The organism is Agromyces lapidis (assembly GCF_009749405.1).
GTDB lineage: Bacteria > Actinomycetota > Actinomycetes > Actinomycetales > Microbacteriaceae > Agromyces > Agromyces lapidis.
In genome coordinates, this window is record NZ_WBIQ01000008.1 from 197,283 (window position 1) to 211,218 (window position 13,936).

Genomic DNA, 13,936 nt, shown 5'->3' on the forward strand with positions numbered 1-13,936 from the left:
CCCGCGTCAGGCGCGGCCGACGGCCTTCAGCGCGCGCGCGAGCAGCAGCAGGAGCGGCGCCTGGGCCTCGTACTCGTCGGAGGTGCGCGGGAGCTGCAGCAGGCCCGTCGTCCGCGAGATCGTGACCGGTTCGACGAAGCGCAGGAGCCCCGCCTCGCCGTTGCGGCGGCCGACACCCGACTGCTTGACGCCGCCCATCGGAGCGGCGACCGAGGCGAACGCACCCCGGTAGCCCTCGTTGATGTTCACGCTTCCGGCCGCGAGCGCGTCGGCGACGCGCTGCCCACGGCGGGGCGAAGCGGTGAACACGGCGGCATTGAGCCCGTACTGGCTCGCGTTCGCGGCGAGCACGGCCTCGTCGTCGCTCGCGACGAGGTAGAGCGAGGCGATCGCGCCGAAGGTCTCCTCGGCGTAGACGTCCATCTCGGGGGTGACCCCGGTCAGGATCGTCGGTTCGAACACCCATGGCCCGAGGTCGGGTCGGGCCTTCCCGCCGACGAGCACCGTCGCGCCCTTCGCGACCGCGTCGGCGAGGTGCGCCTCGACGCGCGCGAGCTGGGCGGCGCTCGCGAGCGACCCGAAGTCGGCCCCGAAGCCGAGCGAGGCGCCGAGCTTCGCGCTCCGGAGGCGCTCGACCAGCGCCCGCTGGAACTCGCCGGCGATCTTCTGGTCGACGTAGATGCGCTCGATCGAGACGCACAGCTGGCCCATCGCCGAGAAGCAGGCGTGGGCGGCGTTCGCGGCCGCCTCGGCGGGGTCGGCGTCGTCGAGCACGAGCAGCGGGTTCTTGCCGCCGAGCTCGAGCGAGGCGCCGACGAGCCGTCGCCCGGCCTTCTCCGCGATCCTGCGCCCGGTCGCGGTCGATCCGGTGAAGCAGATGTATTCGGCCTCGTCGGTGAGCGCCTCGCCGACCTCGGCGGCGTCGCCGGTGACGACGGCCCACAGCGCCTCGGGCACGCCGGCGTCGATGAAGGCGCGCCGCAGCGCGAGGATCGAGAGGGCGCCCTGGTCGTCGGCCTTCTGCACGACGGCGCAGCCGGCCGCGAGTGCGGGCACGACGTCCATCGCGGCGAGGCTCAGCGCGTAGTTCCACGGGGTGATGACGCCGGCGACGCCCTTCGGCGCGAAGCGCACCCGGGTGGCGGCGACGGTCGGGATCCCGGAGCGGACGGCGCGGCCGCGCAGCACCTTGCGGGCGGCGATGGCGTTGTAGCGGGTCACCGAGACGGCCTGGAAGATCTCTTCGATGCCCTGCCCACGGGTCTTGCCGCTCTCGAGCTGGATGAGGTCGAGCATCTCTTCGCGGCGCTCGAGGATGAGGTCGTGCGCGGCGAGCAGGATGCGCCGGCGGGCGGCGAAGCCGGCACGGGCCCACGAGAGCTGCGCGAGGCGGGCCCGCGCGATCGCGTCGTGCACGTCGGCGGCGCTCGAACGGGGAAGCTCGTGCAGGGTCTCGCCGGTCGAGGGGGTCGGCACTGCGATGGTCTCGGAGCCCGACGCGACGACGTCGTCGGTCAGGCTGCTGGCGAGGTCGGCGGGGGCGGTCTGGGCGCGCATGCGCACAGTCTAGGACAGTTGACCCAGTCGTCGGCCGAGTGAGTACACTCGCTCCATGACCGCAGCGGAGCGTCCCCTGTCCCGCGGCGCCGTGGCCCGCTATGCGATCGGATCGCTCGGCACCGGTGGCTTCGCGACGCTGCCCGGACTCGTCCTCGTGTACTACCTGACCGACACGCTCGGCGTGAGTGCGCTCATCGCCGGTCTCGTCGTCACCGCGGCCAAGGTCTGGGACGTCGTCATCGACCCGTGGATCGGCGCGCGCAGCGACCGCGCGCTCCTCCGCAGCGGCACCCGTCGCACCGGCATGCTCGTCGGCGCCCTCGCGCTGCCCGTCGGCTTCGCGCTCACCTTCGCCGTGCCCCCGGGCGTCGGCCCCGCGGCATCCGGCGCCTGGGTCTTCATCGCGTTCCTCGCCACGGCCACCGCCTTCAGCCTGTTCCAGGTGCCCTACATCGCCCTGCCCGCCGAGCTCACCCCCGACTACGACGAGCGCACGCGGCTGCTGACCTGGCGCGTCGTCGTGCTGACGCTCGCGATCCTGCTGTTCGGCGCCGGCGGCCCCGAGATCCGTCGCGCGTTCGACGACGAGGTCACGGGCTACCTCGTGATGGCGATCGTCGCCGGTGTCGTCATCGGCATCGGCATGCTGATCGCCGCCGGCACGGCGAAGCGGTCGGATGCCGCGGGCCTCCGCCGCGCCGGCGGGCCCGCTCCGACGGGCCAGCTCGTCGCCGAACCTGCCGTCGACGGCTATCGCGAGGGCTTCCGCGCGCTGCGCCGGAGCCTGCCGTTCCGGGTGCTGCTCGCGGTCTTCGTGCTGCAGGGCCTCGCGACGGGGCTCATGCTCGCCGGGGCGCAGTTCGTCGCGACCTGGGTGCTCGAGTCGGAAGCGGCGGTGACGCTGCTGTTCGTCGCGCTGATCGCCCCGGCACTGCTCGTCGCTCCCGCGTGGGGCGTGCTCGCCCGCAGGATCGGCAAGGAGCGGGCCTTCCGCATCGCGAGCCTCGTGTTCGCCGGGGCCACGCTCGGCATGGTGCTGATCGTCTGGATTCCCGGGCCGTGGGTGTACCTGCCCGTCGCCGTCGCCGGCGCCGCGTACGCCGGCATGCAGTCGCTGCCGATGGCGATGCTGCCCGACGTGATCTCGCACGACGCCCGCATGACGGGGCGCGAACGGGCCGGCAGCTTCGGCGGCGTGTGGACGGCGGGCGAGACCGCCGGCATGGCGCTCGGCGCGACGCTGCTCACCCTCATGCTCGCCGCGACGGGCTACCTCGAGTCGACGGGCGCCGAGACCGTCGAGCAGGCGCCCGCCGCGATCGCCGGCATCGCGCTCTCGTTCAGCCTCGTGCCGGCCCTGCTCGTCGCTGGGAGCGTCCTGGTGCTGCGCCGGTACCCGCTGCGGCGGCGCGACGTGAACATCGATGCGAGCTTCGACGGCGGCCCCGGCGAACCGGATCACCCGAACACCCCCGGGGCGCATGGCGCCCCCAGCACCACCGATGGGAGCACCCGATGAGCGGGTTCCGCCGCGAGGCATCCGACATTCTCGACGAGCTCGACGCACTGCGCTCGGCCGACGCCCCGACCCATGGCGGGCGCGTGCTCTCGTACGTGTACGACTCGGGGCTCGCCGCGCTCGACGAGCTCGCCGCCGAGGCAGCCCGCCGGGTGCAGCCGGTCAACGGGCTCGACCCGACGACGTTCGTCTCGGTCGCCGCGATGGAACGGAGCGTGGTCGGCTTCGCCCGCCGCGTGCTCGGCGGCGAGGGCGGTGCGGGTGACGGCAGCGGCAACGACGACGTCGTGGTGGGCTCGGTCACCTCGGGCGGCACCGAGAGCTGCCTGCTCGCGGTGAAGTCGGCCCGCGATGCGTGGCGTGCGGCCCGGCTCGGCTCGCCGCGCGTGCCGCGCCTCGTCGCCCCGGTGACGGTGCACGCGGCGTTCCACAAGGCCGCGCACTATTTCGGCCTCGAGCTCGACCTGGTGCCGGTCGATCCGGCGACGGGCACGCTCGCGCCGGCCGCGATCGAGGAGCGGCTCGGCGACGACGTCGCGCTCGTCGTGCTCAGCGCCCCCTCGTACCCGTTCGCGAGCCTCGACCCCGTCGCCGACGTCGCGGCGATCACCGCAGAGCGCGGCATCGCGCTGCACGTCGACGCCTGCATCGGCGGCTTCGCCCTCGCGTTCTGGCCCGAACCGCTGCCCGCGTGGAACCTCTCGGTGCCCGGCGTGACGAGTCTCTCGGCCGATCTGCACAAGTACGGCTATGCGCCCAAGGGCGCTTCGGTGCTGCTGACCCGCGGGCGCGACCGGCAGCGGCACCAGTACTTCGCCACGACCGGATGGCCCGGTTACCCCGTCGTGAACCCGACGATGACCGGTTCGAAGCCGGCCGGCCCGCTCGCGGCCGCCTGGGCGATCACCGAGGCGCTCGGCGAGCCCGGCTTCACCGAGCTCACGGCGCAGGCGGCGCGCGCGACCGCGGCGCTGCGCGACACGATCGACGGCATCGAGGGCCTCCGGGTCGTGGGTCGGGCCACGGGCCCGCTGCTCGCGGTCGCCACCGACGAGGATGCTCCGGCGGGCTCGCGCGTCGACCCCCATCACTGGGCGGATGCCGCGCGGTCGGCCGGCTGGCAGCTGCAGCTGCAGCCCGGGCTCGTCCAGGCCGACGGCACCCACCTGCCGCACACGACGCACCTCACCGTGACGCCCGTCACCGAACGGGTGCTTCCCGAACTCGCCGCGGCGCTCGTGGTCGCGGCCGACGAGGTGCGGGGCATCCCGCAGATCGACGGAGGCGCCGCCCTCGCCGGACTCGCCCTGGCCCTGCCGGGTTTCGACGCCGACGGCGGTGCGTCGGGCCTCGCCGCGCTCGCCGCGGGCGGCCTCGACTCCGACACCGCCGCCGCGATCCTCGGTGCGGCAGGCCTCCTCGGCGGCGAGGGTGCCCTGCCCGATCAGCTCGCGCCGGTGCTCGCCCTCGTCGAGGCGCTGCCGGGGCCGCTCACCGAGCGGCTGCTCGTCGAGCTCCTCGCCCGCGTGGTGGAGCCGCCGGCAGACTGAGGTTCGCGCTGAGCTCGATCATCACGGTTCCCTCCGTGCGCCTGCCGCTGGCCTGCCGTGCGGCCGGTGCCGAGGCGGTGCCGAGGCGGTGCCGTGGCGGGTGCGCATTCCGGCTCTGCCAGTTCCGCCTCATCCGGTGGGCTGCGGAGATGCGCGGGAGGCGGCGATGAGGCGGAACTGGCAGAGCCGAAACAGCAGTCCGCCTGGCCCGGGCGCGGGAGGCGCCGCGCCCGGCGGGTGACGCAGCTCGGCGAACGCGGCAAGCTGATCGTCAAGGAGATCAGCTCAGCCCGCAGCGCTCGGTGACGTAGTCGTAGAGCTCCGCCTTGAGCGCGTCGGATGACGGACGGTCGATCAGGCCCGTCCGCCCGTCGCCCGTGGCGACGACGAAGGCGAGGATGGTGCCGCGCTTGTCGTCGGCGAGCACGTGCGGGTCGCAGCGCGCCGGCCGCACGGCGAGCGGCACGACCACGGGTGCATCGCCGGGGGTGACCGCGAGGTCGAGCGGCCAGTCGGTGCCCGCCTCGTTGCCGAGCAGCGTCGAGCCGCGCACGAGCGAGATCGCGAGCGAGCCTGCGCCCGACGGTGCGGGGTCGACGGTGACGTCGATCCACGCGCGCTGCGCGGCCCCCTCGCTCTCGACGCGAAGGTGCTCGGGCATCGCGATCGTCGCGACCTCGGCGACCGAGGACTCGAGACAGTCGCCGGCGACGATGCGGGGGAGCGTGTCGAATGGGTCGTCGGGCGTCAGCTCACCGACGAAGTCGCGCGGGGCGGTCTCGACGCGACCCTGCAGGCGCACGATCGGCTCGTCGCCGACCGCCGCGCAGCCGGGCGGCGGCAACTCGAGCCGTAGGTCGATCGCGTCGTCGGCCGAAAGTTCGACCCCGTCGTCGTACTGGAGCACGGCGCCGAGCGCCGGCACCTCGAGCTGTACCCCGGTGATCGACACGGGGGCAGGCCCGGCGTTCTCGAGGTGCACCACGATCCGTCGTGCCTCGACGTCGAGCCGCCCCTGCTGCACGCCCGCGCTGAGACCCGCGGGCAGCGGAAGCGGGTCGGGGTCGTCGATCACGGGCGCGCTGCACGCCGCGAGGGCGCCGAGCAGGGCGAGAACCGGTACCAGCGCGGGCCACGCGCGCCGCCGAGCGGCATCGGCGCGTGGCATCCGACTCACCGTACCGAGACGTCGAGCCGGCGCCCTGCGAGCGAACGCGGCATCGCCGAGAGCTGCGCGGCCACCTGCTCGATCGCACGCGCCGCCGGGTCGTCGGGCGCGGCGACGACGACGGGAACGCCCGAGTCGCCGCCCTGCCGCAGCGCCATGCTGAGCGGCACGCTCGCGAGGAGCGGCACCGCCGCGCCCTCGGTCGAGAGCCGGGATGCCACGATCTCGCCGCCGCCCGAACCGAACAGCTCGAGCAGCGTGCCGTCGGGCTGCACGAGCGCCGCCATGTTCTCGACCACGCCGACGATGCGCTGCCCGGTCTGGCGAGCGACGACGCCCGAACGCTCGGCGACGTCGGCCGCAGCCGCCTGCGGCGTCGTCACGACGACGACCTCGGCGTTCGGCAGCAGCTGCCCGAGCGAGATCGCGACGTCGCCGGTGCCGGGCGGCAGGTCGACGAGCAGCACGTCGAGGTCGCCGAAGTACACGTCGGTGAGGAACTGCGAGAGGGTGCGGTGCAGCATCGGCCCGCGCCAGGCGACCGCCGTCGACGAGGCGCGTCCGCCGGGTGCGGTCGGCTCGACGAACATGCCGATCGAGATCACCTTCACGCCGTGCGCGACGGGCGGCAGGATCATCTCGTCGACCCGCGTCGGGCGGGCGGCGAGGCCGTCGTCGTCGACGAGCCCCAGCAGCCCCGGGATCGAGAAGCCGTGCACGTCGGCGTCGACGAGGCCGACCGCGAGGCCGCGGGCGGCGAGCGCCACCGCGAGGTTCGCCGTGACGGTCGACTTGCCGACGCCGCCCTTGCCGCTCGTCACCGCGATCACGCGCGTGAGCGAGCCGGGGCCGAACGGGTTCGTGCGCGCGGCCCGGCCGCCGCGGAGCCGTTCGGTGAGCGCGGCGCGCTGCTCGGGGGTCATCACCGAGAGCTCGACGGCGGCGTTGCCCGCCCCCGCTACCGATTCGGCGGCCTGCCGCACGTCGCGTTCGATGCGGTCGCTGGCGGGGCATCCGACGATCGTCAGGCGGATGCCGACCTCGACGCGGCCGTCGCCCGCCTCGACGACGCGATCGACCATGTCGAGCTCGGTGATGGGCTTGCGGATCTCGGGGTCGATGACCGACTCGAGGGCGCGCAGCACGGCCTGTTCGAGGGGCGACGCGGGGGGTGCGCCCTCAGCCGGCATGCTCGGCCTCCTCCTCGTCGCGGCGGTCGAGCTCGTCGAGGATCGCGCGCAGCTCGGCGCGGATGAACTCCTTGGAGGCCAGGTCTTTCACGGCGAGCCGCAGCGCCACGACCTCGCGGGCGAGGTACTCGGTGTCGGCGAGATTGCGCTCGGCGCGCTGGCGGTCCTGTTCGATCTGCACGCGGTCGCGGTCGTCCTGCCGGTTCTGCGCGAGCAGGATGAGCGGGGCCGCGTACGACGCCTGCAGCGAGAGCACGAGGGTGAGCGCGGTGAATCCGATCGCGATCGAGTCGAACCGCAACTGCTCGGGCGCGAAGGTGTTCCAGGCCATCCAGCCGATGGCGAACACCGACAGGCCCAGCAGGAACGCCGGCGTACCCATGCCGCGGGCCACCCACTCGGTGAAGCGGCCGAAGCGATCGCTGTCGCCCGAGCCTCCTCGGAAGGGAGCATTGCGGCGAATGCCCTTCGGTGTGTCGAAACGACGGTCTTCCGACTCAGCGCGTGCCATCTGCTCCCCTCCTTCCGTATGGGATCGGGATGCTTCCCGTCGTCAGCTGCGCCCGCGCGGTGCTGCGCTTGGCCAGCTCGCCTTCCTCGGGGTGACTTCGCCAGTCATCGGGCAACAGGTAGTCGAGCACGTCGTCAATCGTCACCACCCCGACGAGTCGATGTTTCTCGTCGACGACCGGCACCGAGACCAGGTCGTAGCTCGCGAGGATGCGGCTCACCTCGGCGGCCGAGGTGTCGGCCGTGACCGGCTCGAGGCCCTGGTCGATGAGGGTGCCGAGCCGCTCGTGGGGCGGGTAGCGCAGCATGCGCTGGAAGTGCACGATGCCGAGGAACCGGCCCGTGGGCGGCTCGTACGGCGGCAGCGTCACGCACACCGCGGCACCGAGCGCCGGCGGCAGGTCGTGCCGGCGGATGAGCGCGAGCCCCTCGGCGACCGTCGCGTCGGCCGAGACGATGATCGGCTCGGTGGTCATGAGGCCGCCCGCGGTGTCGGGGCCGTAGGAGAGGAGGAAGCGCACGTCCTCGGCCTCCTCGGGCTCCATGAGCTCGAGGAGGTGCTCGCCGCGCTCCTCGGGCAGCTGCGCGATGAGGTCGGCCGCGTCGTCGGGCTGCATGTGGTCGAGCACGTCGGCGGCGCGGTCGTCGCCGAGGCCGGCGAGGATCACGACCTGGTCGGACTCGGGCATCTCTTCGAGCACGTCGGCCAGCCGGTCGTCGGGCAGTTCCTCGGCGACCTCCTGGCGCCGCTGCGCCGGAAGGTCGAGCAGGGTCGACGCGAGGTCGGCCGGCTTCAGTTCGGAGTAGGTCGCGATGAGCTGCTCGGCCGACTGCGCCTCACCGGTGGCGAGCTGCTCGCGCACCTCGCGCCAGGTGACGTAGGCCGACTGCCCCTTCGAGAACGGCGAGGCTCCCTTGGGCCGACGCACGAAGAGCTGGTCGACCTCCCACTCGCCGGGCTCCTGCTCCTCGATCGCGACGTCCTCGATGGTCGCCGTGCCCGAGCCGTCGTTGAAGAGCACCTTGCGGCCGAGCATCTCGGCGATGACCCGCACCTCTCCGCCGCGCTGCTCGAAGCGACGCAGGTTGATGAGCCCGGTCGTGATGATCTGGCCGCCGCCGATCGAGGTGACGCGCCCGATCGAGACGAACACGCGCCGCTTGCCGGGGATCTCGACGATGAGGCCGACGACGCGCGGAGGGTCGCTCTTCCGGTACACGACGAGGACGTCGCGCACCTTGCCGACCCGATCGCCGGCGGGGTCGAAGACGGCGCACCCGGCGAGTCGGGCGACGAAGACTCTCGTGGCGCTCACGCTTCCAACTTAGCCCCCGGATGCCCCGTCGCGGGCCTCATTCCGGCCCCGCCGGGCGTTGGCATGGGAGAATGGGCCGGTGAGCAACCAGACGCCGTACGGTGGCCGTGCCGGCCGCGAGTTCCCGACGCTGCCGAAGGGCGAGACCGTTGCGAGCTTCGAGAGCTACGCCGAGGCGCAGGCCGCGGTCGACCGGCTCTCGAAGGCCGAGTTCCCCGTGAAGGAGCTGGCGATCGTCGGCACCGACCTCACGAGCGTCGAGCGCATCACCGGCAGGCTGACCTGGAGCCGGGCTGCCGGGGCGGGTGCGCTCTCGGGGGCCTGGTTCGGCCTCTTCCTCGGTCTCCTGTTCTTCATCTTCGCCCCGTCGGGAGCCTCGCTCGGCATTCTCGGTGCGGCGGTGCTCATCGGCGCAGGCTTCGGCATGATCTTCAGCGTCGTCTCGTACTCGGTCAACCGCCGGCGTCGCGACTTCACCTCGGTCATGCAGGTGCTCGCCACCCGCTACGCGATCATCGCCGAGCCGGCCCACGTGACGCGCGCCCGCACGGTGCTCGGCACCTCTGGGCAGGTGTTCCCGCCCGCACCCGGGCAGTCGGCCGTCGTCGCCGCGCCGCCGGCGCCGCCGGTGGTGCCGGCCGACTCCGACACGGTTCCCACCGAGGAGGCGGGCACCGACGAGGCATCCGCCCCCGTCGCCCCCGCCGAAGAGCCCCGCGGGCTCACCTACGGCGAGGCGCAGGACGCGGCTCGCCGCGCCGCCCGCGAGGCCCGTGACTCCGAGCAGCGCGCCCGCCGGGCAGCCGAGACGGGCGACGGCGAGGGGTAGCCCGTCCCCACCCGGTGGGCGCGACGAGCCGTGCCCGACCGTCGGGCCCGAACAGGCTCGTCGCCGAGGCGCGGGCGGCTCCCAGACTCGCGATATATCGTGTCGCCATGACGACTGCCGACACGGCCGAACACCAAGGCCTCGAAGCCGAGATCACCCGTGAGATCGCCGCGGGCGAGCGGCCCGATCGTCCGATGCGGCGCCTGCTCCGCGGCATCCGCAACCGGATCGAGGGGCGACCGGTGCTCCGCCGTGTCTACCGCATCGGCGTGGCCGTGCTCGGCGGCGCGATCGCCGTCGGTGGGCTGCTGCTCGTACCGCTGCCGGGGCCGGGCTGGCTCGTCGTCTTCCTCGGGCTCGCCGTTCTCGGCACCGAGTTCGCGTGGGCGAAGCGCCTCGCTGCGTTCACGAAGCGTCAGCTCGCCCGCTTCTGGGCTTGGTGGAGAGCCCGCCGCGCAGCGCGCGCCGCCCGCACGGCGCGCGCCGCCGGCTGAGCGGTCGCTCGGCGCGCCACTTCGACACCCCCGCGCCGGTCGTGGCGCAGAGGGCGTCGAAGAGACGAACGCGGAGAGCGAGGCGCCGCCGCGCGCGCGATCAGCCGCGGGCGCCCTGCACCCACGCCTCGACCGCGTCGGCGGTGCGGGGGATCCGCACCGAGAGGTTCTCGGCGCCGTCGGCGGTGACGAGGATGTCGTCCTCGATGCGCACGCCGATGCCGCGGAACTCGGCCGGAACCGTGAGGTCGTCGGGCTGGAAGTACAGGCCGGGCTCGATCGTGAAGATCATGCCCGCCTCGATCACGCCGTCCATGTACAGCTCGCGCCGCGCCTGCGCGCAGTCGTGCACGTCGAGGCCGAGGTGGTGGCTCGTGCCGTGCACCATGTACCGGCGGTGGAACTGGTTGTCGGGCTCGAGCGACTCCTCTGCCGACACCGGCAGGAAGCCCCACTCGGCGGTCTTGCGCGCGATGACGGCCATCGCCGCGGCATGCACCTCGCGGAACACGATGCCCGGCTTCACGATCGCGAAGGCGGCGTCGGCGGCCTCGAGCACGGCCTCGTAGACCTGCCGCTGCACGGGCGAGAAGGTGCCGTTCACCGGGAAGGTGCGCGTGATGTCGGCGGTGTAGTACGAGTCCATCTCGACGCCCGCGTCGAGCAGCACGAGGTCGCCGGGCACGACCGGGCCGTCGTTGCGGGTCCAGTGCAGGATCGTCGCGTGCGGACCTGCCGCCGCGATCGAGCCGTAGCCGACGTCGTTGCCGTCGAGGCGGGCGCGGGTCGCGAAGACGCCCTCGATGACGCGCTCGCCGCGCACTTCGGCCGTGATGCGGGGGAGCTCGGCGAGCACCTCGCCGAAGCCGCGCTCGGTCGCGTCGATCGCGGCGCGCATCTCGGCGATCTCGTAGTCGTCCTTCACGAGACGCAGCTCGCTCACGACTCGCGCGAGCTCGCCGTCGGGCTCGTGGTCGCCGCCGACCTCGAGCGAGAACGCCGCGTCCTGCGCGTTCTCGCTGAGCACGCGCTCGGCGGCGAAGCGGATGCGGGCGTGGTCGACGCGCTCGGTCACGGCGGCGTCGGCCTCGCGGATGACGAGCGTCGCGGTGTCGACGGCGTCGATCACGGCGTCGAAGTCGAGGATGTCGCGAGTGGCGACTGCGAGGTCGGCGGCGACGTGCGCGAGGGAGGGACGGGGGCCGATCCAGAACTCGCCGATCGCGGCGTTGGCGTAGAACTCCTCGGAGTCGCGACCCGCGCGCTCGCGGAAGTACAGCGTCGCCTCGTGACCGGTGTCGCCGGTCGGCTCGAGCACGAGCAGCGCACCCGGCTCGGAGTCGGAGCCCCAGCCGGTGAGGTGCGCGAACGCCGAGTGCGCGCGATACGGGTAGTCGGTGTCGTTCGCGCGCTGCTTCATGTCGCCCGCGGGGATGACGAGGCGCTGGCCGGGGAACGCTGCGGAGACCTTGGCACGGCGTTCGGCGGCGTTGGCGGCCTGCGGGCGGGCCTGCGGCAGCGTCTCGTCGCGTTCGGCCCAGCCGGTGCCGATGAAGTTCTTGAATCCCTCGGAGCCGGGCGTCGTCGAACGGTTCGCGTTGCGGTCGGCTTCGTCGCCGTTCGTGGTGGCCGGAGCCGCGGTCTCAGTGGTGGAGGTGTCGCTCGAGTTCGCCATGGCTCCATTCTCGCACCGCCGGATGAGAGCCGAACCGCCTGAGCGACTCAGCCGGCTCGCACGAGCGTGGCCGCGATCGGGCGGTGGTCGCTGCCCGCGTCGTCGAGGCTGCCGATCACCTCGAAGCGCTCCACCGCCCAGCCGGGCGTCGCCATCACATGGTCGATCGGGCTGCCGAGCAGCTCGGGCGCACTGGCCGGCCAGGTGCCGAGCGCCGCCGAGCGGGCCGCGACCGCGGCATCCCGACACCGCCCGAGGTCGCCGCCGTCGATGCCGCGACCGGCGAAGTGGTCGACCGTCGCGTTGAAGTCGCCCGCCATGATGACGTTCTCGCCCGTGCACTGCTCGGCGAGCCAGTCGAGGTCGCTGCGCCAGTTGCGCAGCTCCCAACGGATCGGCGCGACCGCGTGCACGGCGACGATGCGGGGGCCGTCGCCCGAGACCGGGTCGGCCACGACGCTCGGCAGGGTGTTCGTGTTGCCGGGCGGGCCGGGCGCCTCGGCCGAGACCACCTCGTAGTCGCCGAGCTCGGGGCTGATCAGCAGTGTCGTCGACCTGGCCTTCGCCACGTCGTCGTAGGCGAGCGTGTGCACCCACATCGGGGATCCGCCCTCGCGCATCGCGATCGCGACCTCCTCGCCGAGCGGGTCGGTGGTCTCGGGCAGCACGACGACGTCGGCGCCCTCGTCGAGGGCGAGGTCCGCGATGGTGCTCGCGTCGGGCACCTCGCCGAGCGTGTTCCACGCCAGCACGGTGACCGAGTCGGGCGGCGTGGCGCCCGTGGCATCCACGCTGCCGGCGCCGCGCATCGCGAGCACCGCCACGTTGGCGCCTGCGAAGAGTGCGAACACGACGGCCATCGCGATCGCGAAGCGCCGTGAGCGGCGGGGGATCGCGAGGAGCGCGAAGATCACCGCGACGACGAGGCCGCAGACCGCGGCGACCCCTCGGAGCGCGACGACGTGCGCTGCGATCCACTGGTTCTGCAGGCCGAACGCCTGCGGCCAGGCGAGGATGAGCGCTGCGACGGCGGTGCCGAGTACGATGACCCAGCCGAAGATGCGGGGGAGCATTCCACCCACACTAGGTGCACCGACTCTGGGAACGCCCGGTGAATCCCGCGAGCCCGTCGCTCCGCTCGGGCATCGATAGCATTGGGGGATGTCAGAAGCCCCCGGCGCGCCCGGCGAAGCCGACCTGCACACCCACTCCACGGTGTCGGACGGGACGGAGGCGCCGGCCGAGCTCATGCGGCAGGCCGCAGCGGCCGGGCTCTGGGGCGTGGCGCTCACCGACCACGACTCGACGAGCGGCTGGGCCGAGGCGGCGGCCGCGGTCGCCGAGACGGGCGTCGCCCTCATCCCCGGCATGGAGCTGTCGACCCGCGAGGGCTTCGCGAGCGTGCACCTGCTCGGCTATCTCATCGACCCGCTCGACGAGTCGCTCCTCGCCGAGACCGCGCGCATCCGCGAATCCCGCCTGACGCGTGCCGAACAGATCGTGCGCCGCATCGGCCGCGACTACGACCTCAGCTGGGACGACGTGCTCGCCCAGACCGCCGAGGGCGCGACGATCGGTCGCCCGCACATCGCGGATGCGCTCGTCGCCCGAGGGCATGTGGAGACGCGATCGGCGGCGTTCTCCGGAATCCTGCATCCGAGGGCGGGGTACGCGCAGCCGCACTACGCGCCCGATCCGCTCACCGGGGTCCGCCTCATCCGTGCGGCCGGCGGCGTGCCGGTGCTCGCGCACCCCGGCACCCGCGGCGCCGAACAGATCGTGCCGCCCGAGCGCCTCGCGCGCCTCGTCGACGCCGGGCTCTTCGGGCTCGAGGTCGACCACCCCGAGAACCAGGAGGCCGCGAAGCCCAGGCTGCGCGAGCTCGCTGCGCGGTTCGGCCTGGCGATCACCGGGTCGAGCGACTACCACGGCACCGGCAAGACGAATCGTCTCGGGGAGTGCCTGACGGCGCCCGACGTCGTGGCGCGCCTCATCGCCGAGGGGCGCGGGTCGGAGGCCGTGCTGCCGCCTGCCGTTCGGGCCCCGTAGGCCGCGGATCCCCGGCCCCGACAGGAGGAGCGCGTCGGCACCTCCGCAGTGCGGAGTGCCGACGCGCTCGTCGTGG

Annotated in this window: 12 protein-coding genes; 5 read left to right on the forward strand and 7 right to left on the reverse strand. The window is 73.4% G+C overall.

Annotated features, from left to right (window positions below; translation table 11 throughout):
* Positions 1-6 precede the first annotated feature (6 nt).
* On the reverse strand, positions 7-1,557 hold the full coding sequence (locus GQQ93_RS13770) for a succinic semialdehyde dehydrogenase (protein WP_157424809.1): 1,551 nt from the start codon (positions 1,555-1,557) through the stop codon (positions 7-9).
* Positions 1,558-1,612: 55 nt separating this feature from the next.
* Between GQQ93_RS13770 and GQQ93_RS13775 the strand changes: the two genes are divergently transcribed.
* Together GQQ93_RS13775 and GQQ93_RS13780 are read left to right on the forward strand one after the other, a co-directional pair.
* Positions 1,613-3,079: an MFS transporter gene (locus tag GQQ93_RS13775; protein ID WP_157424810.1), complete on the forward strand. Its 1,467-nt coding sequence runs from the start codon at positions 1,613-1,615 to the stop codon at positions 3,077-3,079.
* The gene (locus tag GQQ93_RS13780; RefSeq protein ID WP_157424811.1) at positions 3,076-4,629 is read left to right on the forward strand and encodes a pyridoxal phosphate-dependent decarboxylase family protein; all 1,554 of its coding nucleotides are present in this window, start codon (positions 3,076-3,078) and stop codon (positions 4,627-4,629) included. The genes GQQ93_RS13775 and GQQ93_RS13780 overlap by 4 nt, the downstream gene beginning before the upstream one ends.
* A 280-nt stretch (positions 4,630-4,909) precedes the next feature.
* On the opposite strand, the gene GQQ93_RS13785 is transcribed toward GQQ93_RS13780, so the two are convergent.
* Genes GQQ93_RS13785 through GQQ93_RS13800 form a run of 4 tightly spaced genes read right to left on the reverse strand, consistent with a single transcriptional unit; the run spans position 4,910 to position 8,813 of the window.
* Complete coding sequence (locus GQQ93_RS13785) at positions 4,910-5,797, reverse strand: hypothetical protein (protein WP_157424812.1); 888 nt, start codon at positions 5,795-5,797, stop codon at positions 4,910-4,912.
* A gap of 5 nt (positions 5,798-5,802) precedes the next feature.
* Entirely contained in the window at positions 5,803-6,987 is a 1,185-nt protein-coding gene (locus tag GQQ93_RS13790; protein WP_157424813.1) for an Mrp/NBP35 family ATP-binding protein, read from the reverse strand.
* Positions 6,977-7,498 carry a DUF1003 domain-containing protein gene (locus tag GQQ93_RS13795; RefSeq protein WP_157424814.1) on the reverse strand — a complete coding sequence of 174 codons (522 nt, stop codon included), beginning with the start codon at positions 7,496-7,498 and terminating at the stop codon, positions 6,977-6,979. Before GQQ93_RS13795 ends, GQQ93_RS13790 begins: the two co-directional genes overlap by 11 nt.
* Positions 7,485-8,813, reverse strand: a complete 1,329-nt coding sequence (locus GQQ93_RS13800) for a magnesium transporter MgtE N-terminal domain-containing protein (RefSeq protein WP_157424815.1) — start codon at positions 8,811-8,813, stop codon at positions 7,485-7,487. The genes GQQ93_RS13795 and GQQ93_RS13800 overlap by 14 nt, the downstream gene beginning before the upstream one ends.
* Positions 8,814-8,892: 79 nt before the next feature.
* Here GQQ93_RS13800 and GQQ93_RS17960 point away from each other — a divergent pair, with 79 nt between their 5' ends.
* A complete protein-coding gene (locus GQQ93_RS17960) occupies positions 8,893-9,642 on the forward strand; it encodes a YflT domain-containing protein (RefSeq protein WP_212277343.1) in 750 nt (249 codons plus the stop codon).
* Between the two features lie 107 nt (positions 9,643-9,749).
* Positions 9,750-10,136, forward strand: a complete 387-nt coding sequence (locus GQQ93_RS13810) for a TIGR02611 family protein (RefSeq protein WP_212277344.1) — start codon at positions 9,750-9,752, stop codon at positions 10,134-10,136.
* A gap of 100 nt (positions 10,137-10,236) precedes the next feature.
* Here GQQ93_RS13810 and GQQ93_RS13815 read toward each other — a convergent pair whose 3' ends face one another.
* The gene (locus tag GQQ93_RS13815) at positions 10,237-11,811 is read right to left on the reverse strand and encodes an aminopeptidase P family protein (protein WP_157424816.1); all 1,575 of its coding nucleotides are present in this window, start codon (positions 11,809-11,811) and stop codon (positions 10,237-10,239) included.
* A 47-nt stretch (positions 11,812-11,858) separates the two neighbouring features.
* Positions 11,859-12,884: an endonuclease/exonuclease/phosphatase family protein gene (locus GQQ93_RS13820; RefSeq protein WP_157424817.1), complete on the reverse strand. Its 1,026-nt coding sequence runs from the start codon at positions 12,882-12,884 to the stop codon at positions 11,859-11,861.
* An 88-nt stretch (positions 12,885-12,972) separates the two neighbouring features.
* Here GQQ93_RS13820 and GQQ93_RS13825 point away from each other — a divergent pair, with 88 nt between their 5' ends.
* Positions 12,973-13,860, forward strand: coding sequence for a PHP domain-containing protein (locus tag GQQ93_RS13825; protein ID WP_157424818.1), 888 nt, complete (start codon positions 12,973-12,975; stop codon positions 13,858-13,860).
* Positions 13,861-13,936: the final 76 nt, after the last annotated feature.

Bases quoted from the DNA above. Each gene is read 5' to 3' on its own strand.
- GQQ93_RS13770 (WP_157424809.1), bottom strand. From the start codon at position 1,557: ATGCGCGCCCAGACCGCCCCCGCCGACCTCGCCAGCAGCCTGACCGAC.
- GQQ93_RS13775 (WP_157424810.1), top strand. From the start codon at position 1,613: ATGACCGCAGCGGAGCGTCCCCTGTCCCGCGGCGCCGTGGCCCGCTAT.
- GQQ93_RS13780 (WP_157424811.1), top strand. From the start codon at position 3,076: ATGAGCGGGTTCCGCCGCGAGGCATCCGACATTCTCGACGAGCTCGAC.
- GQQ93_RS13785 (WP_157424812.1), bottom strand. From the start codon at position 5,797: ATGCCACGCGCCGATGCCGCTCGGCGGCGCGCGTGGCCCGCGCTGGTA.
- GQQ93_RS13790 (WP_157424813.1), bottom strand. From the start codon at position 6,987: ATGCCGGCTGAGGGCGCACCCCCCGCGTCGCCCCTCGAACAGGCCGTG.
- GQQ93_RS13795 (WP_157424814.1), bottom strand. From the start codon at position 7,498: ATGGCACGCGCTGAGTCGGAAGACCGTCGTTTCGACACACCGAAGGGC.
- GQQ93_RS13810 (WP_212277344.1), top strand. From the start codon at position 9,750: ATGACGACTGCCGACACGGCCGAACACCAAGGCCTCGAAGCCGAGATC.
- GQQ93_RS13815 (WP_157424816.1), bottom strand. From the start codon at position 11,811: ATGGCGAACTCGAGCGACACCTCCACCACTGAGACCGCGGCTCCGGCC.
- GQQ93_RS13820 (WP_157424817.1), bottom strand. From the start codon at position 12,884: ATGCTCCCCCGCATCTTCGGCTGGGTCATCGTACTCGGCACCGCCGTC.
- GQQ93_RS13825 (WP_157424818.1), top strand. From the start codon at position 12,973: ATGTCAGAAGCCCCCGGCGCGCCCGGCGAAGCCGACCTGCACACCCAC.